19 protein-coding genes are annotated in these 19,887 nt (G+C 68.2%); 9 read left to right on the top strand and 10 right to left on the bottom strand.

Annotated elements, in window-relative coordinates:
- Positions 1-15 precede the first annotated feature (15 nt).
- The 7 genes from ACI7YT_RS03285 to ACI7YT_RS03255 all read left to right on the top strand — a co-directional run bounded on the left by ACI7YT_RS03285 (position 16) and on the right by ACI7YT_RS03255 (position 5,734).
- Entirely contained in the window at positions 16-1,074 is a 1,059-nt protein-coding gene (locus tag ACI7YT_RS03285; RefSeq protein ID WP_406249063.1) for an alpha/beta hydrolase, read from the top strand.
- Positions 1,075-1,125: 51 nt separating this feature from the next.
- The gene (locus ACI7YT_RS03280) at positions 1,126-1,980 is read left to right on the top strand and encodes a tryptophan 2,3-dioxygenase (RefSeq protein ID WP_406249062.1); all 855 of its coding nucleotides are present in this window, start codon (positions 1,126-1,128) and stop codon (positions 1,978-1,980) included.
- Entirely contained in the window at positions 1,980-2,933 is a 954-nt protein-coding gene (locus tag ACI7YT_RS03275; protein WP_406249061.1) for a hydrolase, read from the top strand. Before ACI7YT_RS03280 ends, ACI7YT_RS03275 begins: the two co-directional genes overlap by 1 nt.
- 1 nt (position 2,934) lies before the next feature.
- The gene (locus tag ACI7YT_RS03270; RefSeq protein WP_406249060.1) at positions 2,935-4,143 is read left to right on the top strand and encodes a kynureninase; all 1,209 of its coding nucleotides are present in this window, start codon (positions 2,935-2,937) and stop codon (positions 4,141-4,143) included.
- Complete coding sequence (locus ACI7YT_RS03265; RefSeq protein WP_406249059.1) at positions 4,140-4,973, top strand: PaaX family transcriptional regulator C-terminal domain-containing protein; 834 nt, start codon at positions 4,140-4,142, stop codon at positions 4,971-4,973. The genes ACI7YT_RS03270 and ACI7YT_RS03265 overlap by 4 nt, the downstream gene beginning before the upstream one ends.
- A gap of 63 nt (positions 4,974-5,036) precedes the next feature.
- Positions 5,037-5,402, top strand: a complete 366-nt coding sequence (locus tag ACI7YT_RS03260) for a YidH family protein (RefSeq protein ID WP_406249058.1) — start codon at positions 5,037-5,039, stop codon at positions 5,400-5,402.
- Positions 5,399-5,734, top strand: a complete 336-nt coding sequence (locus tag ACI7YT_RS03255; RefSeq protein ID WP_406249057.1) for a DUF202 domain-containing protein — start codon at positions 5,399-5,401, stop codon at positions 5,732-5,734. Before ACI7YT_RS03260 ends, ACI7YT_RS03255 begins: the two co-directional genes overlap by 4 nt.
- Positions 5,735-5,757: 23 nt before the next feature.
- Here ACI7YT_RS03255 and ACI7YT_RS03250 read toward each other — a convergent pair whose 3' ends face one another.
- The 8 genes from ACI7YT_RS03250 to ACI7YT_RS03215 form a co-directional block, all read right to left on the bottom strand.
- The gene (locus ACI7YT_RS03250) at positions 5,758-7,257 is read right to left on the bottom strand and encodes an MFS transporter (RefSeq protein WP_406249056.1); all 1,500 of its coding nucleotides are present in this window, start codon (positions 7,255-7,257) and stop codon (positions 5,758-5,760) included.
- Position 7,258: 1 nt separating this feature from the next.
- Positions 7,259-7,978 carry a cysteine hydrolase family protein gene (locus ACI7YT_RS03245; RefSeq protein WP_406249055.1) on the bottom strand — a complete coding sequence of 240 codons (720 nt, stop codon included), beginning with the start codon at positions 7,976-7,978 and terminating at the stop codon, positions 7,259-7,261.
- Between the two features lie 50 nt (positions 7,979-8,028).
- Entirely contained in the window at positions 8,029-8,760 is a 732-nt protein-coding gene (locus tag ACI7YT_RS03240) for a cysteine hydrolase family protein (RefSeq protein ID WP_406249053.1), read from the bottom strand.
- Between the two features lie 34 nt (positions 8,761-8,794).
- Complete coding sequence (locus ACI7YT_RS03235; protein ID WP_406249052.1) at positions 8,795-10,327, bottom strand: ABC transporter substrate-binding protein; 1,533 nt, start codon at positions 10,325-10,327, stop codon at positions 8,795-8,797.
- Positions 10,328-10,371: 44 nt separating this feature from the next.
- Positions 10,372-11,223: an ATP-binding cassette domain-containing protein gene (locus tag ACI7YT_RS03230; RefSeq protein ID WP_406249050.1), complete on the bottom strand. Its 852-nt coding sequence runs from the start codon at positions 11,221-11,223 to the stop codon at positions 10,372-10,374.
- Positions 11,220-12,263 carry an ABC transporter ATP-binding protein gene (locus ACI7YT_RS03225; protein ID WP_406249048.1) on the bottom strand — a complete coding sequence of 348 codons (1,044 nt, stop codon included), beginning with the start codon at positions 12,261-12,263 and terminating at the stop codon, positions 11,220-11,222. The genes ACI7YT_RS03230 and ACI7YT_RS03225 overlap by 4 nt, the downstream gene beginning before the upstream one ends.
- A complete protein-coding gene (locus ACI7YT_RS03220; protein ID WP_406250481.1) occupies positions 12,260-13,069 on the bottom strand; it encodes an ABC transporter permease in 810 nt (269 codons plus the stop codon). Before ACI7YT_RS03220 ends, ACI7YT_RS03225 begins: the two co-directional genes overlap by 4 nt.
- Before the next feature lie 83 nt (positions 13,070-13,152).
- Positions 13,153-14,070 carry an ABC transporter permease gene (locus tag ACI7YT_RS03215; RefSeq protein ID WP_406249046.1) on the bottom strand — a complete coding sequence of 306 codons (918 nt, stop codon included), beginning with the start codon at positions 14,068-14,070 and terminating at the stop codon, positions 13,153-13,155.
- Between the two features lie 251 nt (positions 14,071-14,321).
- Here ACI7YT_RS03215 and ACI7YT_RS03210 point away from each other — a divergent pair, with 251 nt between their 5' ends.
- Positions 14,322-15,050: a FadR/GntR family transcriptional regulator gene (locus ACI7YT_RS03210; protein ID WP_406249045.1), complete on the top strand. Its 729-nt coding sequence runs from the start codon at positions 14,322-14,324 to the stop codon at positions 15,048-15,050.
- 55 nt (positions 15,051-15,105) lie between these two features.
- A complete protein-coding gene (locus ACI7YT_RS03205) occupies positions 15,106-15,561 on the top strand; it encodes a nucleoside deaminase (protein WP_406249044.1) in 456 nt (151 codons plus the stop codon).
- 72 nt (positions 15,562-15,633) lie between these two features.
- Here ACI7YT_RS03205 and ACI7YT_RS03200 read toward each other — a convergent pair whose 3' ends face one another.
- Together ACI7YT_RS03200 and ACI7YT_RS03195 are read right to left on the bottom strand one after the other, a co-directional pair.
- Positions 15,634-16,119 carry an FBP domain-containing protein gene (locus tag ACI7YT_RS03200; protein ID WP_406249042.1) on the bottom strand — a complete coding sequence of 162 codons (486 nt, stop codon included), beginning with the start codon at positions 16,117-16,119 and terminating at the stop codon, positions 15,634-15,636.
- Positions 16,120-16,379: 260 nt separating this feature from the next.
- Positions 16,380-19,820: a bifunctional proline dehydrogenase/L-glutamate gamma-semialdehyde dehydrogenase gene (locus tag ACI7YT_RS03195; RefSeq protein WP_406249040.1), complete on the bottom strand. Its 3,441-nt coding sequence runs from the start codon at positions 19,818-19,820 to the stop codon at positions 16,380-16,382.
- Positions 19,821-19,887: the final 67 nt, after the last annotated feature.

Below are 19,887 nucleotides of genomic sequence, written 5' to 3'. Positions count from 1 at the left end.
GCGCAGGGAGGTTCCATGACCACGCCGCCGGATGCCGAGACGACCGAGACCGAGACCGCGAAGCCGCGGCGACGCTGGCGGAAGACGAAGATCACTCTCGGCATCCTGGTCGCCGTCGTGCTCGTCGTCCTGGCCGTAACCTCGATCACGCCGTGGCCCAGTGCCATGGTCATCCGCGCCGTGTTCACCCAGGGCGGCGACGCCACGGCGGAGGAGATGGACGGGCACGTCCCCGACACGGCGCTCACCGAGACGCTCGACGTCGCGTACGCCGACGACGGCGCCGATACGACGATGGACGTGTTCACCCCGGCATCCGCCGACGGGCCACTGCCAACCATCGTGTGGATCCACGGCGGAGCGTGGATCTCGGGATCGAAGGAGAACGTCGACCCGTACCTGCGGATCCTCGCCGCCGAGGGGTACACGACGATCGCGGTGAATTACACGCTGGGCCCGGAAGGCGCCTACCCCACGGCAGTGGGCCAGCTCAACGAGGCGCTCGCTTACATCGACGAGCATGCCGACGAACTGAACGTGGACGCGTCGCAGATCGTGCTGGCGGGCGATTCGGCCGGCGCGCAGCTCGCGAGCCAGATGACCACCATCATGACGAGCCCGGACTACGCCAGGATCATGTCGATCACGCCGGCGCTGCAGGCCGACCAGATCATCGCGACCGTGCTGAACTGCGGCGTGTACGACCTCGCTGCTCTGGCGGCGCTGGACGGCATCGTCGGGTGGGGACTGAAGTCGTCGATGTGGGCGTACGCCGGCACCAAGAACTGGGCCGAGGACTCGTCCGGGGCGACCATGTCGACCGTGAACTGGGTGACCGCGGACTTCCCCACCACCTACATCTCAGGCGGCAACGGAGACGGGCTCACCTGGCTCCAGTCGATTCCGATGGCGGATCGCCTGACGGAGTTGGGCGTCGACGTCACGACGCAGTTCTGGCCGGCGGCGCACGAACCTGCACTGCCGCACGAGTACCAGTTCCATCTGGACATGCCGGACGCTCAGACCGCCCTGCAGAAGACGATCGATTTCCTGAACGCGCACACGACCCGCTGATCGCGTATTTCAGACCTGTGACGACCGTCACGCAAGTGATACTGTTCGGGAGTGAGCTCCGAACAGAACGAACGCGCCCTGGAAGACGGCATCGTCACCGATCTCCGTGACCGGATGACGTACGGCTCCTACCTCGAACTGGACACGCTGCTGTCGGCCCAGCATCCGGTCAGCCGTCCGGAGCATCACGACGAGATGCTGTTCATCATCCAGCACCAGACCACCGAACTGTGGCTCAAGCTCCTGCTGCACGAGTTGACCAGTGCGCGGGATCTGCTCGCGAGCGACGACCTGCGCGAAGCGCTCAAGCGCATCGCGCGCGTCAAGCGCATCCAGGACGTCATGACCCAGCAGTGGTCGGTGCTGGCGACCCTGACGCCGACCGAGTACGCCCAGTTCCGCGGCGCATTGGGCAATTCGTCCGGTTTCCAGTCGGTGCAGTACCGCGCGGTCGAGTTCGCCCTCGGCAACAAGAACGAACGGATGCTGTCGGTCTTCCGCGATCATCCGGAGAACCTCGCGCTGCTCACGACCGAGTACGAGCGCCCCACGCTGTACGACGAGTTCCTCCGTTTCGCCGCCCGTCGCGAGCTGCCGGTGCCGGCCGAGATCCTCGACCGCGACGTCCGGGAGGCCTACCGCCCGCACCCCGAGCTCGTACCGGCCATCCGCGAGATCTACCAGGACCCGCAGACCTACTGGGACCTCTACGAAGCGTGCGAGGACCTCGTCGATCTCGAGGACAACTTCCAGTTCTGGCGGTTCCGGCATCTGAAGACCGTGACGCGCACGATCGGCATGAAGCACGGCACCGGCGGGTCCAGTGGCGCGGCGTTCCTGCAGCGCGCGCTGGAGCTGACGTTCTTCCCCGAGCTGTACACCGTCCGAACCGAGATCGGCGGCTGATGCGCGCGGTCACGTGGCTCGATCGCCGCCGGCGATCGTGGCACGACGGGGTGGCGCGCGTGATCGACGGCCACGTCGTGGTGACGGACGAGACGCCGGCATCCGGCCTTCCTGGCCTGGACGGCGTCGTGACAGGCGCGCTCACCGACGCGCACGTGCACCTCGCACTGGTCGATCTCGCCCCGTTGGCGACGTCCGCCCTGGGCATGGTGCTCGACCTCGGATCCGCCCTGGGCAGCCTCGCTCCCGTCCCAGGCGTCACGATCCGCTTCGCGGGTGCGTTCTTCACTCCCCCGGGTGGCTATCCTTCCGATCGCGCATGGACGCCGACGGGTTCGTTCCGTGAGATCTCCGATGCGGAGGCCGCGGCATCCGCCGTCGCGGAGATGAAGGATGCCGGGGCAACCTGCATCAAGGTCGCCAGCAATCGAACCGCGGGCCCGGTGTTCTCGGACGAGCTGTTCGCCGAGATCGTCCGGATCGCCGCATCCGAAGGATTGACCGTCGTCGCCCATGCCGAAGGACCGGGCGAGGCACAGCGCGTGGCGCGACTGGGCGCGGGTGTACTGGCGCACGCGCCGTTCAGCGAGCGGCTCACGGATGCCGAGATCACCGCGCAGGTGGCATCCGTGCGGTGGATCTCCACCCTGGCGATCCACGAGGGCGAGACGTACGACATCGCGGTCGACAACGTGCGCCGATTCCATGCCGCCGGCGGGACGGTGCACTACGGCACGGACATGGGCAACGGGCCGACGCCCGTCGGGCTCAACCCGCGCGAAGTCGCGGCGCTGCGGGATGCCGGAATCGACGGCGCCGATCTGCTGAGCGCCCTCTCGCCGGGCGATCCGCTCGACGCGGCGACGCGGCTGCTGCTCTATCCCGGAGCCACGCCCGAGACCGCCGACCCGTTGCTCGCCCGTCCGCTCACCCCCGCCGATCTGGAGGCCTGACATGACCGACCTGCTCGCTCTCGCCCGCGACCTCGACGCCGCCGATCCGCTCGCGCAGCACGTGACCGCTTTCTCGGAGGCGCCCGGCGTCACCGCGTACCTCGACGGCAACTCGCTGGGACGCCCACTCGCCTCCACAGCCGATCGGATCGCCGAGTTCGTGCGAGACGACTGGGGCACCCGGCTGATCCGCTCGTGGGACGAGCAGTGGATGGACCTCCCGACCCGACTCGGCGACCGGATCGGCGGCGCGTGCCTCGGCGCCGCCGCCGGCCAGACGGTCGTGGCCGACTCCACGACGGTCCTGCTGTACAAGCTCATGCGCGCCGGTGTCGCCGGGCTGCCCGACCGCCGAGAACTCGTGATCGAGGAGGGGAACTTCCCCACCGATCGCTTCGTCGCCGAGGGCGTGGCAGCCGAGCACGGCCTCGAGCTGCGCTGGATCACGCCCGACCCGGTGCGCGGCGTGCAGGCCTCCGATGTCGCGGCCGTCGTCTCGGATCGGACCGCCATCGTCGTGCTCAGCCACGTCGACTACCGCTCCGGCGCGCTCGCGGACATGGCGGGCATCACCCGCATCGTCCACGATGCCGGCGCCCTGGTGCTGTGGGACCTGTGCCATTCGGTCGGCGTCGTCCCCATGCAGCTGGATGCGTGGAGCGTCGATCTCGCCGTCGGCTGCACGTACAAGTATCTGAACGGCGGGCCGGGGTCTCCTGCGTTCGCCTATGTGCGCCGTGGGCTGCAGGGTGTCCTCCGGCAGCCCATCCAGGGTTGGATGGGTGCCGCCGACGTGTTCGCCATGGGGTCGACCTACGCGCCGGACCCCGGCATCCGCCAGCTGATCAGCGGGACGCCGCCGGTCGTCGGGATGCTCGCGATGCAGGGGATGCTGGAGCACATCGAGGATGCCGGGATCGACGCGATCCGGGCGAAGTCGATCTCGCTCACCGAACTGGTGCTGCGGGCGTACGACGAGGAGCTGGCGCCGCGCGGCGTACGGCTGCTGAGTCCGCGGGATGCCGCGGTGCGCGGTAGCCACGTGTCGATCGGGCATCCGGATTTCCAGCGCGTGACGCAGGAGTTGTGGGCGGATGGCGTGATCCCGGACTTCCGGTTCCCCGATGGCATCCGCCTGGGCCTGTCGCCGCTGAGCACATCGCACGTCGAGGCGATCACCGGCGTGCTGGCGGTGCGGGACGCGCTGTGAGCGAGGCGGCTCTTGCCCCCGCAGAGGACGACTTCGACGCACGTCCTGGAAGCACGGCATCCCTCCTGCGGACCGTCATCGGCCTGTATCTGCGCCCGCTGGGCGGATGGATCTCGACGGCATCCCTGATCCGGCTCGCGGGTGACCTCGGCATCCCGGCGTCCCGAGCCCGCACCGGGATCGCCCGGCTGAAACAGCGCGGCTTGCTGACGGCAGAGCGGACGGAGGTCGCCGGCTACCGGCTCGACCCGGCCGCGCTGCCCATGCTCGAGCGGGGCGACCGGAGGATCTTCGACATCCGCACCATGTCGGATGGCGAACCGTGGTGCCTCGTCTCGTATTCGATCCCCGAGTCGCGCCGAGAGCTGCGCCACCGGCTGCGGCGCGGTCTGCAGTGGCTCGGCTCCGGGGCGGTCTCCCCCGCACTGTGGATCCTGCCAGGGCACCTGGAGGGCGAGGTCGAGGATCTGCTGCGCGCGCTCGATGTCCGCAATACCGCCGTGCTGTTCCGCACGGATGCGCCGCTCGTCGCCGGCTCGCTCGCTGACGCGGTGCGCGACTGGTGGGATCTGGCGGCGCTGCGCGCCGAGCACGAGCGGTTCCAGGCCGCGGTCTCCGGGCTTGCGGATGCCGTGACGGACCGCGACGCCTTTGCGGCCTACGTGCAACTGATCGATGCGTGGCGGACGCTGCCGTATCTGGATCCGGGGCTGCCGGCGCAGCTGCTGCCGGCGGACTGGCCCGGGAGCGCCAGTTTCGCCGTCTTCGCCGAGCTGTCGTCTGCGCTGGCGGAGCGGGCACTGCGGCACGTGTCGACATCGGCCGGCTAGATCGCGGGCGACCCGGTGAGGACGCACCGTAGGATGGGGCCGAACCCGAACCGGAGGAGCCGAATGCCCGCTGAGCGCACGCGCTTCCCCGCCGCCGTCTATCGCCACGGCACGGAGCCGGACCCGCGGTTCACGCTCGCGAACGAGCGGACCCTCCTGGCTTGGATCCGCACGGCTCTCGGCCTCATCGCCGGTGGCGTCGCGCTCGAGGTGCTGGGCCTGGATCTGCATCCGCAGCTGCGCCTGATCGCGTCGCTCGTGCTCATCGTCGCCGGCATCGCGACACCGCTGCTGGCATGGGTCGGCTGGATCCGCAGCGAGCGCGCCATGCGCCTGGCGGCACCGCTTCCCGGGTCGCTGCTCGCGCCGGTGGTCGCCGTCGCCGTGACCGTCGCCGGCATCCTGGTGCTCATCGCGGCCCTGCTGTGACACAGTACGACCCCGGGCTTCAGCCGGAGCGGACGCAGCTCGCCTGGCGCCGCACCGCACTGTCGATCGCGGTCGTGTCGCTGATCGCGGCCCGGGCGCTGCCGTTGATCCTCGGATCCGGTGTCTGGGTCATCCCCGGGGTCGTGGGTGTCGCGGTATCCGCCCTGTTCTGGGTCGCGGCGGCACGGCGGGCGCGGGCAGTCGACCAAGCCTTGTCCGCGCGCCATCCTGATCGGATGCCGGACGCGCGGCTGATCGCTGGCCTGGCGGCGTTCGTCATCGCCGCCGGCGTGCTCGCCCTCGGTGTGCTGCTCGTGGCTGTGCCGCGCTGACCCGGCACGGGCGTCGGAGGATCTCACCCCACGACCGGAGACGGGGCATCCAGATCGGCCGTCGAGCGCAGCGTGATCGAGGGCAGCAGGACCACGGCCACCAGAGCGACGAGCGATATCCCCGTCGCCACCAGGAACACCATCGAGGCCCCCTGCGCGTACAGCGCGGGCAGCGCCGCGGGTTCGACCGCCTCCGCGGAAGGGACGCGGCTCGCCACGATCGCACCGAAGACGGCCAGGCCGACCGTGGAACCGAGCGTCCGGCAGAAGATGATCGTGCCGCTGACCGCGCCGGTGTCTCTCAGCCGCGTGGCGTTCTGCGCCACCAGAACGAGGTTCGTCACCGTCATTCCCAGCCCGCCGCCCACCAGCGAGGAGGCGACCACCACCCACCACAGCGGGGTCGATGGCGTGAGCGGAATCATCGCCGCGTTGCCGAGCAGGATCAGGGCGACCCCGGTGAGCAGATAGCGACGGATCCGCCCTGATCGGGTGCTCAGCCGCCCGACCAGCAGGGCGCAGACGAATGTCGCGGCTGCCATCGGCATCAGTAGGATCCCCGCAGTCAGCGCATCGAGCCCGCGCCCGAGCTGGAGGTACTGGGTGACGAAGATGGTGCCCCCGAACAGGGAGACTCCGACGCACAGGCTCGCAACGGCGGCGAGCGCCGGCACGCGTCCGGCCAGCGCACGCAGCGGCACGATGGCATCCTGCGCGCGCCACTCCCACCATGCCGCAGCGGCGAGGACGAGCGCGCTGGCACCGATCCACAACAGCGAAGTCGGGGCGAGCAGGGGCAGCTCGTCTCCGACGAAAGAGATCCACCCGAGCAGACCGGTGAGGCCCACGACGAGCAGGATGGCGCCGAGGTGGTCGACCCTGCCGCGCGCCGGGGCGGTTGCGCTCGGCAGGACGATCTGGACGATGATCGCCGCCGTCACGGCGACCGGCACCCCGACGAGAAAGCACAGGCGCCAGCCGATGGTCGGGATGCCGACGAGCAGCGCCCCCGCGAGCGGACCCGAGACCGTCGCGACGATCTGCGAGACGGCCATCACGCCGTTCACCTGCGCGCGCTGCCTCGGAACGACCAGACGTGCCGCGAGTGCCTGCGTGAGCGCGATGTGCCCGCCGATGCCGATGCCCTGTATGACACGGGCCGCGATGAGCAGATCAGCGGTCGGAGCCAGTCCGCACAGCAGCGCACCCGCGGTGTAGAAACCGAGCGACCACTGCAGGACGACCTTCGCATCGAAGATGTCACCCAGCCGTCCCCACAACGGGGTCGTCACGGCCGAGGCGAGCGCTGTCGTGACGAACATCCAGGTGTAGTGCAGCGTCGTCCCATCGATCTCCTGCGTGATCGCCGGAAGCGCTGTGGCGATGATCGTGCCGCTCATCATCCCCACGAACTGCACGAGGATGAGCACCCCGATCTGCACCCACGTCCGGCGGTCGCGCAGACCGGGCGAGGCACGAGGCCGGGTCGACAGGCGGCCCGGCCTCGTGAATCCGGAGGGCACGTCAGACAGCGGCGGCCAGCGCCGCTGACCCCACGTTCGGACGCTGCAGCGGGAATCCGGGAACGCCGGTGACTTCGGTGCCCCACGACCGCTGCACATCCTCGACCATCGCGACCGTGCCGAAGAGGAACTCGATCGAGTACAGCGCATGCCAGTATCGGCTGGGCTCCGCCTCACCGGTGGCGTCGGCGACGACATAGGTGTCATACCCGCGAGCGTGCGCCTCCCGCGCGGTGGTCTCGACGCAGATGTTCGTCGTGACACCGCAGATCACCACGCTGCGGATCCCGAGGCCGACCAGCAGCGGTTCCAGTCGCGTGCCGTAGATCGCCCCGGGGCGCGATTTGTCGATGACGTATTCCTCATCGAGCGGCGCGAGCTCGTCGATGATCTGCACGTCCATGCTGTCTTCGTGCATCCGGCGAGCAGGCGCGGGCTTGTGCAATGCCCGTCCGCGTCGAGGCAGGGCATCACCGTGGTCGTAGAGGTTGGTGGCCCGCGTGTAGATCACGGGCACACCGGCTGCCCGCGCGGAGTCGACGAGTGCGACGCACCCGGGCACCGCCATCGCGAACGGGTCCTGCGTCGGAGCGATGCCCAACGAGTACTCCTCGCGGATGAAGCCGTTCTGCATGTCGATGACGATCAGGGCGACATCGTTCGCGGCGACGTCGACCGGCTCGCCGTCGGCGCCGTTCATCCAGCTGTCGAAGGTCTTCAAAGGTCTCTTCCTCTCTTGCAGGGGTCGTTCATCCATGGGGCCTCGCGCGTTCATGCCGTGACCTCTTCACGCCACGCGAGATCGGTGACGTTCTCGCCGCGCTTGAGTGGGTAACCGGGAACGCCGGTGACCGGTGCACCCCAGGACCGCTGCACGTCTTCGACCGTGGCGACGGTCCCGAAGATGAACTCGATCGTGTAGAGCGCGTGCCAATGTCTGCTGAGCTCCGCCTCGCCGACAGCATCCTCGATCACATACGTCCGGTACCCGCGTTGCGCGGCATCGCGGGCCGTCGTCTCGACGCAGATGTTGGTGGTGACCCCGCAGATCACGACGCTGCGGATGCCGCGGGCGGTGAGCAGCGGCTCCAGCCGTGTGCCGTAGAAGGCGCTCGGCCGGGACTTGTCGATCACGATGTCGCCCGCGATCGGGGCGAGTTCGTCCACGATCTCGATGTCCGCGGTGTCGGCCACCAGTCGTGGAGCGAGCGCGGTGCCCTCCGCGCGGCCCACGGGATCCAGCTGATCCTCGTTGCCGGGCAGATAGGCGTAGCGGGTGTAGATCACCGGGACTCCGGCGGCGTGTGCGGCCTCGACGAGCTTCATCGAACCGGGCAGCGCGGCGGCGAAGGGTTCCTGAGTCGGCGCGATGCCCAGGGAGTACTCCTCCTTGAGGAAGGCGTTCTGCATGTCGATCACGATCAGTGCCACGTCGGATGACGGGACATCGACCGGCGACGAGTACTCGCCGTTCAGCCAGCCGTCATAGGTCTTGCGAGCCATCGGGGGTTCCTTTCTGTCAGAAATCGGTGGTGATTCAGCGGGCGTCCGCGTCCTTCATGATGAAAAGGCCGTCGGGTCGTGGCTCCCACACCACTTCCGGGCTGACGCCGTATGCGGCATCCGGCGTGTAGAGAGGAGCCAGGTAGGAGCTGTCCTGGTTGCTCTGCCAGATCTGGGAGATCACGTCGAGCCGCGCGTCGTCGGCCACGGCCTTCTGATCCGCCACCAGCTGCTCGATCGCTGCGTCGTCGAAGTAGTTGGTCGCCTCCGGCGCGAACAGGAATCGCAGCGGGAGCCCGGCATCCAGAATGGACGGGCTGAACTGGCCGAGGTAGAGCCCCGTGAGACCGTGCTCACGCGTGGTGATGTCATAACTCGCGTTGTCTGTGCCCTCGAGCGACACCGTGATCCCGACTTCCTCGAGCTGCCCCGCGATGGCCTGAGCGATCTCGGCACCCATCGGGATCACGCCGTCCAGCGCGTACTGGAAAGCGACCTCTTCACCCCCGTATCCCGATGCGGCGAGCTCCGCCTCGGCAGCCGCCTGGTCGAACTCGACGGGGGCGAGGTCATCCGCGAATCCGACGACCGTGGGAGCGACGAGCTGGCTGTTCGTCTGCCCGTTGCCGTCGAGGATGGTCTCGACGATGGCGTCCCTGTCGATCGCGTACGACACGGCTCTGCGCAGCGCCGGGTCGGCGAGGGGGCCGCTTTCGGTGTTGAATCCGAGGAAGACGACCTGGTGGCTGGGGATGCTCACGACATCGGCGCTGCCGGTGTTGTCCACCGCGGCGATCTGCGCGGTCGGGATGGCCGCGATGTCGACCGTGCCGGACTGCACGCCGGTCACCCTGGCATCGTCCGACGGCACCGGAACGAACTCGACGGTATCGAGCTTCGGCGCCCCGCCGAAGTAGTCGTCGAACTTCGTCACCACGACCGACTGTCCACGCTGCCAGCTCTCGAACCGGAAGGGGCCGGAGCCCACCGGAGCCTCACTGAACGCATCGGCACCGACCTCCTCGTAGGCCGCCTGCGGCACGATCGAGATGAGTGTGGTCTGTCGCGGCCACTCGGAGAAGGGCGTCGACAGGGTGAAGCGCACGTGCGTGTCGTCGACCGCCTCGACCGCGACCATGTCGGTCAGCCAGAGCTGGCGGTTGCTGTCGGCGTCCGCAAGGACCTCTTCGAACGAGAACACCACATCGGATGCCGTCATCGGGGTGCCGTCGTGGAACACGATGTCATCCCGGAGCGTGAAATCCCAGACGGTGAAGTCCTCGTTCGAACTCCATTCGGAGGCGGCGCGCGGGACCACGCTGCCGTCGACGGCGATCTCGGCGAGCTGGTCGAAGAGGTTGAACTCGAGGCTGAGCGCCCCGAACGATCCCCCGACGACGGGATTGAGGTTCTCGGGATCCTGGGTGATCGCGACGGTGACGGTCTTGTCGGCACCGGCTCCGGTCGAGGCTGCGGGTGCGCTGGAGCACGCGGCCAGGAGGGCGACGGCAACGGTCGAGACGAAGGCGACAGAGGTGCGCCTGATACGAGTGCGGGTACGGGACATGGGACTCCAATCGGGGAAGTGCAGGAAGGTGCGAGGGCGGCGTTTCAGTGCACCCGACGTCGTGGGTCGGGGATCGGGATCGCGTCGAGGAGGGTTCGGGTGTACTCCTCTTGCGGTTCGTGGAAGATGCTGCGGGTGGGGCCCTGCTCGACGATGACGCCTCGACGCATCACGGCGACGCGGTGCGAGACGTGGCGGACGACGGAGAGATCGTGGGCCACGAACAGGTACGCCACGCCCAGTTCGTGCTGCAACTGGGCGAGTAGATTGATCACCTGCGCCTGGATGGAGACGTCCAGCGCCGAAACGGGCTCATCGAGGATCACCAGACGAGGGTGCAGCGCGAGAGCCCGCGCGATGCCGATGCGCTGCCGCTGCCCACCGGAGAAGGCGGATGCCTTGCGCGACGCGTATTCCCAGGGAAGCCCGACCCAGTCAAACAGTTCTCGCACGCGCTTCTCCGAATACTGCCGGTTCAACCAGAGCGGTTCGGCGACGATGCGCTTCGCCGTCATGCGCGGATCGAGCGAGGAGTACGGATCCTGGAACACCACCTGGGCGTTCGCTCTGGCACGTGCGCGTTCTTTCGCTCCCCAGGCGTTCACATCGGCGCCCATGACGCGCACCGTGCCGGAGGTCGGCTGGTGAAGTCCCAGAATGGTGCGGACGAGCGTGGACTTGCCGCATCCTGATTCGCCGACGAGTCCGACCGTCTCCCCTGCTGCGACGTGCAGAGAGACGCCGTCGACAGCACGGAAGGTCTCGGTCGCGAAGCCCACGCGTCTGGTGAAGTGCTTGCGTACGTCGACGATCTCGAGAGCGAGTTCCCCCGAGCCCGTGGCCGCCGGGGTCTCGGGAAGACGACGCAGGCGGCGCCGTTCGCTGAGCGTGGTCATGAGGCCCTGACCCCCTCCGTGATCGTGGCTGTTCGCGGGAAGCTGTCGACGACCGGCAGACGCCCATCGATGAGCGGGACATGGCATGCGATCGCCATGCCATCGGCGACCGCGAGCGAGGGCGCGATCGCACACTCCGGCCGATCGCGCCCGACCGCGCAGCGCGGCTGGAAGGCGCATCCCTCTCCGCGAGTCGCGGGTGTGGGCGGCTGACCGGGGATCGCGTAGGCCGCGGCATCGTCGTCTTCGAGGCTCAGAACGCTGGCGAGCAGGCCTGCCGTGTACGGATGCCGCGGAGACTCGAAGATGCCGTAGACGTCCTGCATCTCCACGATGCGTCCGCTGTACATCACGGCGACCCGGTCGGCGACCTGCGCCACGAGGCCGAGGTCGTGCGTGATGAGGATCATCGCAGAGCCTGCTTCCGTTCTGGCAGCGGCGAGGACCTTCATGACCTGCGCCTGGATCGTGACGTCCAGCGCTGTCGTCGGCTCGTCGGCGATGAGCATCGCGGGGTCGTGTGCCATCGCGCCCGCGATCAGCGCACGTTGACGCATCCCGCCCGACCACTGATGCGGATAGTCCTTGGCCTTCGTTGCCGGTTCGACGATCCCCACGCTGTCGAGCAGCTCGACGACCCGTCGTCGCGACGAGGAGCGGCTCGCGGTGCGGTCGTGCAGCCGAATCCCCTCAGCGAGCTGGCTCCCCACGCGACGGACCGGATTGAGCGTCGTCATCGGATCCTGGAAGACCATGGCCAACTGGCCGCCTCGGATGCTGTTGAACTCCCGCGCGGTCAGCGTCGTCAGCTCCGTGCCGTGGAACCGGATGGATCCGGAGTCGATCCAGGTCCCCGCGGGAAGGAGTCCCATAACGGCCAGCATGGTGATCGACTTGCCGGAGCCGGATTCCCCGACGATGCTGACGACCTCTCCTGCGGCCACATCGAGGCTCACGCCGTCGACCAGGGTGACATCGCCGGTGGGAGTCTCCGCTTTCACGACGAGATCGGTGATGCTCAGGACGGGGGCGGCGCTCATCGACGGCCTGCCTTTCTCTCTGCGGCGACGGATTCGGTGGTGAAGCGCTGGCTGAGGAACTGCATGCCCGCGACCAGCAGGAACAGGGCGATTCCGGGAAGGATCACGAGCATCGGATTGATCTGCAGGTACTTCTGTCCTTCGGTGATCATGGCGCCCCAGCTGGGCACCGGCGGCTGGACACCGAGGCCCAGGTAGTCGAGCGAGGACTCGATGCCCACGATCACGGCGATGTCGAATGAGGCGATGACGGCCATCTGCGGCAGAACCTGCGGCAGCACGTGCGCGAACACGGTGCGACCGTGCGAGCCCCCCTGTGTGAGAGGGGAGACGACGAAGTCGCGGTCTCTCAGCCCCATGGCCATCGCCCTGGCGACCCGGGCGTAGCCGACCCAGTAGGTGACCCCCAACGTGATGACCATCAGCTGCGTGCTCGGGCCGAACACGGCGGAGAGGGCGATCAACAGGATCACGACGGGCATGGCGAGCTGAATGTCGGAGATCGACCCGATGGCGGTGTCGAGCCATCCTCCTCGGTAGCCGGCGATGAGTCCGAGGGTGACGCCGATGATGAAGTTGAGCGCCACCACGATCGCGGCGATGCCGACCGACACCATGCCTGCCAAGGCCAGGCGAGACAGTACGTCGCGCCCCAGTGAGTCGGTGCCCAGTGGATGCGCGCTCGACGCGAACGGTGGGAGCATCGCGTCGGTCAAGCTCTGGCCGTAGGGATCGTAGAGCGGCAGGAACGGGACGACGATGATGAGCAGTGCGATGACCGACAACAATCCGATGCCGATGAACATGGGCACCGTGCCCGATGCGCGCCGGACTCGCGTTCGGGCGCGACGGGCTCGTACCGGGATCGCTCTGCGGGACAGCGCGACAGTCATGACAGCCTCACTCTCGGGTCGATGGTGGCAGTGACGAGATCGACGATCAGATTGACGGCCACGAAGAACGCCGCGACGATCACGAGTCCGCCGAGCACGACGGGGAAGTCCCGTCCGTTGACCGCTTGCAGCAGGACCTGCCCCATGCCTGGCCATGCGAAGACGGATTCGACGATGACTGTCCCTCCAAGGAGACCGCCGAGGTTGAGGCCGGCGATCGTGAGGACGGGGACCAGCGCATTCGGCGTCATCTGACGGACCACCACCATCGGATGCCCCTGTCCACGTGCATAGCTGGCCCTGACGTAGTCCTGTCCCTGCTGTTCGCCGAGCGCCGAGCCGATCAGACGCAGATACAACGCGAACTGTGCGGTCGCGAGGCAGACCACGGGAAGCACCAGGCTCTGCGGCCCTTGATTTCCGAGCGACGGCAGCAGGCCCAGCATCACGGAGAAGACGAAGGCCAGCAGCACACCGAACAGGAAATCCGGAACGGACTGACGAAGGCTCCCGAGCCAGAGCAGGCTCAGTCGGAGCCAATTCCATCGCGTAATGAAGATCAGCAGCGCCACGATGAATGCCGCCCCCAGGCCGATCACGAACGACGTGATCGCGAGTTGGAATGTGGCCGGGACGCGATCGATGAGGAGGTCCAGCGCCGGCACCTTCTGCCGGTAGGAGTCTCCGACCGTGCCACGGAACAGCCCAGCGAGGAACTCGCTGTACTGCACCAGCAACGGCTGGTTGAAGCCCAGGTTCTCGTTGACGGCGTCGATCTCGGCCTGGGTGGCGCCCTCCGGCAGGATCAGCGCGCCCGGCTTGCCGCTGAGCCTGCCGAGGAAGAAGCCGATCGTGAGCACGGCGAAAACTGTGATCACGGCCTGAGCGAGCCGGCGGGCGACGTAACTCGGCATGTCTCTCCTCTCGATGTTCGAAGGTGATCTCAGCTCGCCATCGAGCGGTGAAGTAAAACATCGGACATATTCCGATAAAGCCGATCTTGGGACATCAGGCAGGCATCGCGGGTTTCTGATCTGTAAATTCCCGCGCTCAAACGTGTTTCGCAGGCACGATCGCCAGCGGTGCGGCCCCGCAACGAAAAACATTGGACAATTGCATCCGCCAGTCGCTATCGTTCCCTTGTCACCCACCGCAAGGAGTTCGCATGCCCCTGGAGACGGATCTGGCCTTCGCCCGTATCCGGCCTGCCTATGATCAGGTCGCGAGCCAGCTGAAGCTGCTGATCTTGAACGGCTCGCTGGCCCCCGGGGAACGGCTACCGGTGGAATCGTCGTTGGCAGCGGCCTTCGGCGTATCGCGCAATACCGTGCGCGAGGCTCTGCGCATGCTGAGCTCGATGGGGCTCGTGCGCACCGAACGAGGCGTCAACGGAGGCACATTCGTCGCTCAGATCGAGCTCGATGATGTGAGTGAATTCCTCGAATCCCGACTCGGCTTGTTGGTCGGCAGCGACTCCATCACGCCGGAGGAACTCACCGAGGCGCGCATCATGCTCGAGGTCCCGTGCGCGAGGCAGGCCGCGTTGCGCCGAACGGACGATGACGTCGACGCGCTGCAGGCGCTCGTCGATGCCGAGCGCGAGGATCACACTGGCTGGACACGGGGCGAACACAGCCACGAGTTCCACCTGCGCCTGCTGCGCGCGACGGGCAATACCGTTCTCGAACTGATGCTCGCCCCCGTGCTGTCGATCTCCCGGCCGAACATGCTCCAACCCAAACCCGGAACGTGGGACGCGGCGAATGACGACCACACACGGATCCTGGACGCCGTGCGCCGCAGAGATTCCGACGCGGCCGCTCAACTCACTCTCGAGCATCTGCACCGAGTACGCGAGATCACCGACCCCTCGTACTCAGAGCCTCGAGACTGACCTCCCCCGACGACGGCGTCGGTCGCAGATTCCCCGAAAGAAAGGACGCACCACCATGACCGACATCAGCACCGCGACCGCCGTCGAGATCACCCCCGAACGCGCGCGCGCCTGGATGGACATCGCCCTCGCCGAGGCCCGTGCGGGCGACGAGGAGGGCGGTCAACCGATCGGTTCCGTGCTCGTCGGGCCGGACGGCGAGGTTCTCGGACTCGGCCGCAATCGCTTCGTTCAGCACGGAGATGTCTCCGCGCATGCCGAGACCGAGGCTTTCTCAGATGCTCCCTATCAGGAGTCCTACGCAGGCACCACGATGGTGACGACGGCGGAGCCGTGCTGGTACTGCTCCGGCCTCATCCGACAGTTCGGCATCAGCCGCGTCGTCATCGGCGCGGCGACCGGTACCGGCGGCGCTGCTTGGCTCGAAGAGCTCGGCCACCAGGTGCACCGCATCGACGACGCCACCTCACGCGAGTTTCTTCAGCAGTTGCGCGCGAGCCGGAAGAGCTAGCCTCACGCCGCCCGCCGCCGTTCGCGTCGACACACACGACCGTGCGACGCGAACGGCGACGGGATGATGACCTCAGCCGCGGATCTCGCGCACGAACGCCGCGACGTTCTCCTGCAGCTTCAGGATGCGCAGTTCGCGCGCCGTCTCACGGTCATAGCCCTCGTAGGCGAGCGGCGGCAGCATCCGGACGTTGCGGGAGCATCCGAACTCCGCGCACGCCAGGGTGCCGATCGTGTCGCCGTTGCGACCGCGCGGGCCGGCCAGGCGCGCCGCGTAGAACTGGACGTCGTTGCGCAGGGTGACGTCCTCGCACCAGGAGCACTGCGCGCGCGTCTGAACGCGCTGCTCGGCGCGCTGCAGCAGCGCGCCGGTGAGCACGCCGTCGACCTCGGTCACGATGCATGCACGACGCGGATGCTTCGCGTCGACCCACCCCAGATAGTCGAGGCGGTCGAAGTCGATGTCGGCGAAACCGGCCGGCATCGCGAGAGTGGCGGCTTCCTTGCGGGAGGCATTGATGAGGGAGGCGCGGATCTCGCGCTCGTCGATGGGACGCATGATGAGAGCTTTCGTACGGGGCCGTGACGGCCTGAAGAAGGATGTGAGGTCAGGCATCCGCTCAGAGGGATGCCGGGTACGACGCGTCACCGGGGACGGGAATTCCGCCTCCGGCTGTCGGTCAGCCTCTGCCGCCGGCGCGATGCGCGCCTGCGGCCACCTTCCGCGCCTCGAGGGCGCTCATCGTGAACAGCACCCGGCGAGTTTACACCGGCCGGATCCGAATGCGCCCAGGCATCAGGTGCACGATGACCGGCCGATCAGCGCACCGGCGCCAGCAGCGGAACGTCGTAGCGGCGCGGGGTTCCGAAACGGTGCGCCGTGATCGAGACGGCCTGCTCGCGCAGGAACGTCAGCAGCTCCACGCGGCCAGCCGACACGACCGGGTTCGCGTACAGCGCCAGGCTCGGAGAACCGTCGACGGCCTCGGCGGTCACCGAGGCATCCGCTCCGATCAGACGGACCCGATTATCGGATGCCGCGAGGCGACGCGCCCGCGCCGCCCACGCGGCGTCGTCCTCGGTGACGACCGTCACGTCGTGCGCGCCCAGCCAGGTGACCACGGCCGACGGCAGGGGCGACGCGACGCTCGCCGTCACGCGGGAACCGGCCCGTCGGCCGGCCGCCGCGACGCGGATCAGCTCGACGACGCGCGAACCTTCGAACCGGATCGTGACCGGCAGCGACTGATAGCGCAGCAGGTTCTGCTCGGTGACGAGTCCCGTCGCGTCGCGGACGACGCCGAACTCGGACGACCAGGCGTCGATGTCCGTCGCGAGAGCTCCGCGGAGCCAGGAGGCATCCGATCCCTCGACCAGAGCGAGGGCCGATGATGCCAGATCGTCCAGCGTCGTGTCGGAGCGCACCTCGGCATCCGACCACTCCGAGAGCCCGACCAGGTAGTTCGGTCCGCCGGCCTTGGACCCGGCGCCGACGGCGGCCTTCTTCCAGCCGCCGAACGGCTGACGCTGCACGATCGCACCCGTGGTCCCGCGGTTGACGTAGACGTTGCCGGCCTCGATCGCGGCCAGCCACTGCTGGATCTCGTCCTCGTCGAGCGAGTGGATGCCGCTGGTCAGCCCGTAATCGATCTCGTTCACGATGTCGATCGCCTCGTCGAGCGTGTCTGCGGTAATGATGCCGAGCACGGGCCCGAAGTACTCGACCCGGTGGAACTCGCTGCCTCGGGCCACGCCCTCCCGGATGCCGGGACGCCAGAGCTGCCCCGCTTCATCGAGCTTCTCCGGCTCGAGCAGCCAGGACTCGCCGCGATGCAGCGTGGTCAGGGCGTCCAGCAGCTTGCCGTCGGCCGGTCCGATCAGCGGGCCGATCCGGTTCGAGCCGTCCGTCGGCGAGCCGACGTCGTAGGCGCGCACGGCATCGACGAGTTGGCGGCGGAACCGCTCCGACTTCGCGGCCGAGCCGACCAGCACGACGAGCGAGGCGGCCGAGCACTTCTGACCGGCGTGGCCGAAGGCCGAGTACGCGACGTCCTTCGCAGCGAGATCCAGATCCGCCGACGGCGTGACGATGATGGCGTTCTTCCCGCTCGTCTCGGCGAGCAGCGGCAGATCCTTGCGGAAGCCGCGGAACAGCTCGGCCGTCTCGAAGCCGCCGGTGAGGATCACCCGTCCGACAGCCGGGTGACTGATGAGCTGCTGGCCCAGTTCGCGGCCGTCGAGCTGTACGTACTGCAGCACCTCGCGCGGGACGCCGGCTTCCCACAGCGCCTCGATCATCACGGCGCCGGAGCGCCGCGCCTGTCGGGCGGGCTTGATGATCACGGGCGAGCCGGTGGCGAGCGCCGACAGCGTTGAGCCGGCCGGGATGGCGACCGGGAAGTTCCACGGCGGGGTCACGACGGTGAGCTCGACGGGACGCATGGTCGCACCGTCGACGTCGGCGAGCGCCCGTGCGGACTCGGCGTAGTAGTGCGCGAAGTCGATCGCCTCGGAGACCTCGGGGTCGCCCTGTTCGATGACCTTGCCCGCTTCGGATCCCATGACCTCGAGCAGGTCGGCACGACGCGCTTCCAGCACATCTCCGGCACGGTGCAGGATCGTGGCGCGCCCCTCGGCACCGAGCGCGCGCCACGCCTCGCCCGCGGCGACGGCGTTCTCGATCACGGCGGTGACCTGCTCCGGCGTCGACAGCGTGTTGGCCGTGACCGTGTCGTTCCCCAGGACCGAGTCCGCCATGCGCGAGCGGATGCCGTCGGCCCACACCCGGTTGGCCGCGAGCGACGGGTCGGTGTCCGGGGTGTTCTCGAAACCGTCCGTCGGGGCGGGAACTGCGGGCTGCTGCCGGTCCTGGATCCGGTTCGGGCCGGGGACGCCGGCCGGAATCGACGAGACGGATGCCAGGAAGCGCTGCTTCTCACGCTCGAACAGCGCCGGGTCCTCGTCGAGGTCGAACACGGCCGACATGAAGTTCTCGGGGGACGCGCCCTCCTCCAGTCGGCGGATCAGGTACGCGATCGCGACGTCGAACTCGTCCGGGTGCACCACGGGCGTGTACAGCAGCAGCGAACCGACGGTGCGCTTGATGACCTGCGCCTGCGAGCTGGCCATGCCGAGCAGCATCTCGAACTCGATGCCGTCGGTGACGCCTCGGCGCTCTGCGAGCAGCCAGGCCAGGGCGATGTCGAACAGGTTGTGGCCGGCGACGCCGATGCGGACGTTCCCGACGTGCTCCGCGCGCAGCGCGTATTCGAGGACCGCCTTGTAGGAGGCATCCGATTCCTGCTTGGTCGACCACGTGGCGAGCGGCCAGCCGTGCGTCTCGGCATCCACCGTCTCCATCGGAAGGTTGGCGCCCTTGACGACGCGCACCTTGATGGGTGCGCCGCCGGACGCGGTGCGGGCGGCGGCCCACTCCTGCAGGCGCATCATCGCGCCGAGGGCGTCCGGAAGGTACGCCTGCAGCACGATGCCGGCTTCGAGCTCGTGGAACTCGGGCCGGTCCAGGATGCCGGTGAACACCGCGATCGTCAGGTCGAGGTCCTTGTACTCCTCCATGTCGAGGTTGATGAAGGTGTCATCCTTCGCGGCGAGTTCGTACAGCGGGTGCAGCGCCTCTGCTGCGTGCGCGACGGCCTCGTCGAACGCCCACGGGCTGTGCGGGGCGACCGTGGACGAGACCTTGATGGACACGTAGTCGACGTCGTCGCGCTCGATCAGCCGACGCGTGCCCTCGAGTCGGCGGGATGCCTCGTCGCGGCCGAGGATCGCCTCGCCGAGCAGGTTGACGTTGAGCTTCACGCCCTGCGACTCGCGGATGTGCGTGATCGCGGCGCCGAGCTTCTCGTCGCGCGCGTCGACGATGAGATGGCGCACCATCTGACGCAGCACGGCGCGGGCCGCGGGGACGACGATGCCCGGGAGCATCGTGGAGGTGGCGCCGCCGAGGCCGATCGCCGCGCGCATCGGTGCAGGCAGGAAGCCGGGTGTCAGCGGCACGAGCTCCTTGAGCCTTCGGGCGGCGACCTTCGTGTCCTCCGGACGGACCACGCCGTCCACGAAGCCGACGGTGAAGTCCAGGCCGTTCTCGTCGCGCAGGACGCCGGCGAGACGCTCGCCCGCGGCATCCACCGGCACCTCCCGGCTCTCGACGAGCCACTGCCTGACCAGCGCGACGGCGTCGTCGGCGAGGTCTGCGAGGTCGGAGACGGATGCTTCGGCGGAGGACGCGACAGAGCTCATGGTCTCAGTGTGCGCTCGATCATCGGCCAGGAAAAGCGCACGTTTACGATGGATACTGTTCGTATTA

Source organism: Microbacterium sp. M (assembly GCF_045181065.1).
Lineage (GTDB): Bacteria > Actinomycetota > Actinomycetes > Actinomycetales > Microbacteriaceae > Microbacterium.
Note: the sequence above shows the minus strand (reverse complement) of the source record. Positions and strands in the feature narration are given on the sequence as shown.

Bases quoted from the DNA above. Each gene is read 5' to 3' on its own strand.
- ACI7YT_RS03285 (WP_406249063.1), top strand. From the start codon at position 16: ATGACCACGCCGCCGGATGCCGAGACGACCGAGACCGAGACCGCGAAG.
- ACI7YT_RS03275 (WP_406249061.1), top strand. From the start codon at position 1,980: ATGCGCGCGGTCACGTGGCTCGATCGCCGCCGGCGATCGTGGCACGAC.
- ACI7YT_RS03270 (WP_406249060.1), top strand. From the start codon at position 2,935: ATGACCGACCTGCTCGCTCTCGCCCGCGACCTCGACGCCGCCGATCCG.
- ACI7YT_RS03260 (WP_406249058.1), top strand. From the start codon at position 5,037: ATGCCCGCTGAGCGCACGCGCTTCCCCGCCGCCGTCTATCGCCACGGC.
- ACI7YT_RS03240 (WP_406249053.1), bottom strand. From the start codon at position 8,760: ATGGCTCGCAAGACCTATGACGGCTGGCTGAACGGCGAGTACTCGTCG.
- ACI7YT_RS03235 (WP_406249052.1), bottom strand. From the start codon at position 10,327: ATGTCCCGTACCCGCACTCGTATCAGGCGCACCTCTGTCGCCTTCGTC.
- ACI7YT_RS03230 (WP_406249050.1), bottom strand. From the start codon at position 11,223: ATGACCACGCTCAGCGAACGGCGCCGCCTGCGTCGTCTTCCCGAGACC.
- ACI7YT_RS03225 (WP_406249048.1), bottom strand. From the start codon at position 12,263: ATGAGCGCCGCCCCCGTCCTGAGCATCACCGATCTCGTCGTGAAAGCG.
- ACI7YT_RS03220 (WP_406250481.1), bottom strand. From the start codon at position 13,069: ATGTTCATCGGCATCGGATTGTTGTCGGTCATCGCACTGCTCATCATC.
- ACI7YT_RS03215 (WP_406249046.1), bottom strand. From the start codon at position 14,070: ATGCCGAGTTACGTCGCCCGCCGGCTCGCTCAGGCCGTGATCACAGTT.
- ACI7YT_RS03210 (WP_406249045.1), top strand. From the start codon at position 14,322: ATGCCCCTGGAGACGGATCTGGCCTTCGCCCGTATCCGGCCTGCCTAT.
- ACI7YT_RS03205 (WP_406249044.1), top strand. From the start codon at position 15,106: ATGACCGACATCAGCACCGCGACCGCCGTCGAGATCACCCCCGAACGC.
- ACI7YT_RS03200 (WP_406249042.1), bottom strand. From the start codon at position 16,119: ATGCGTCCCATCGACGAGCGCGAGATCCGCGCCTCCCTCATCAATGCC.
- ACI7YT_RS03195 (WP_406249040.1), bottom strand. From the start codon at position 19,820: ATGAGCTCTGTCGCGTCCTCCGCCGAAGCATCCGTCTCCGACCTCGCA.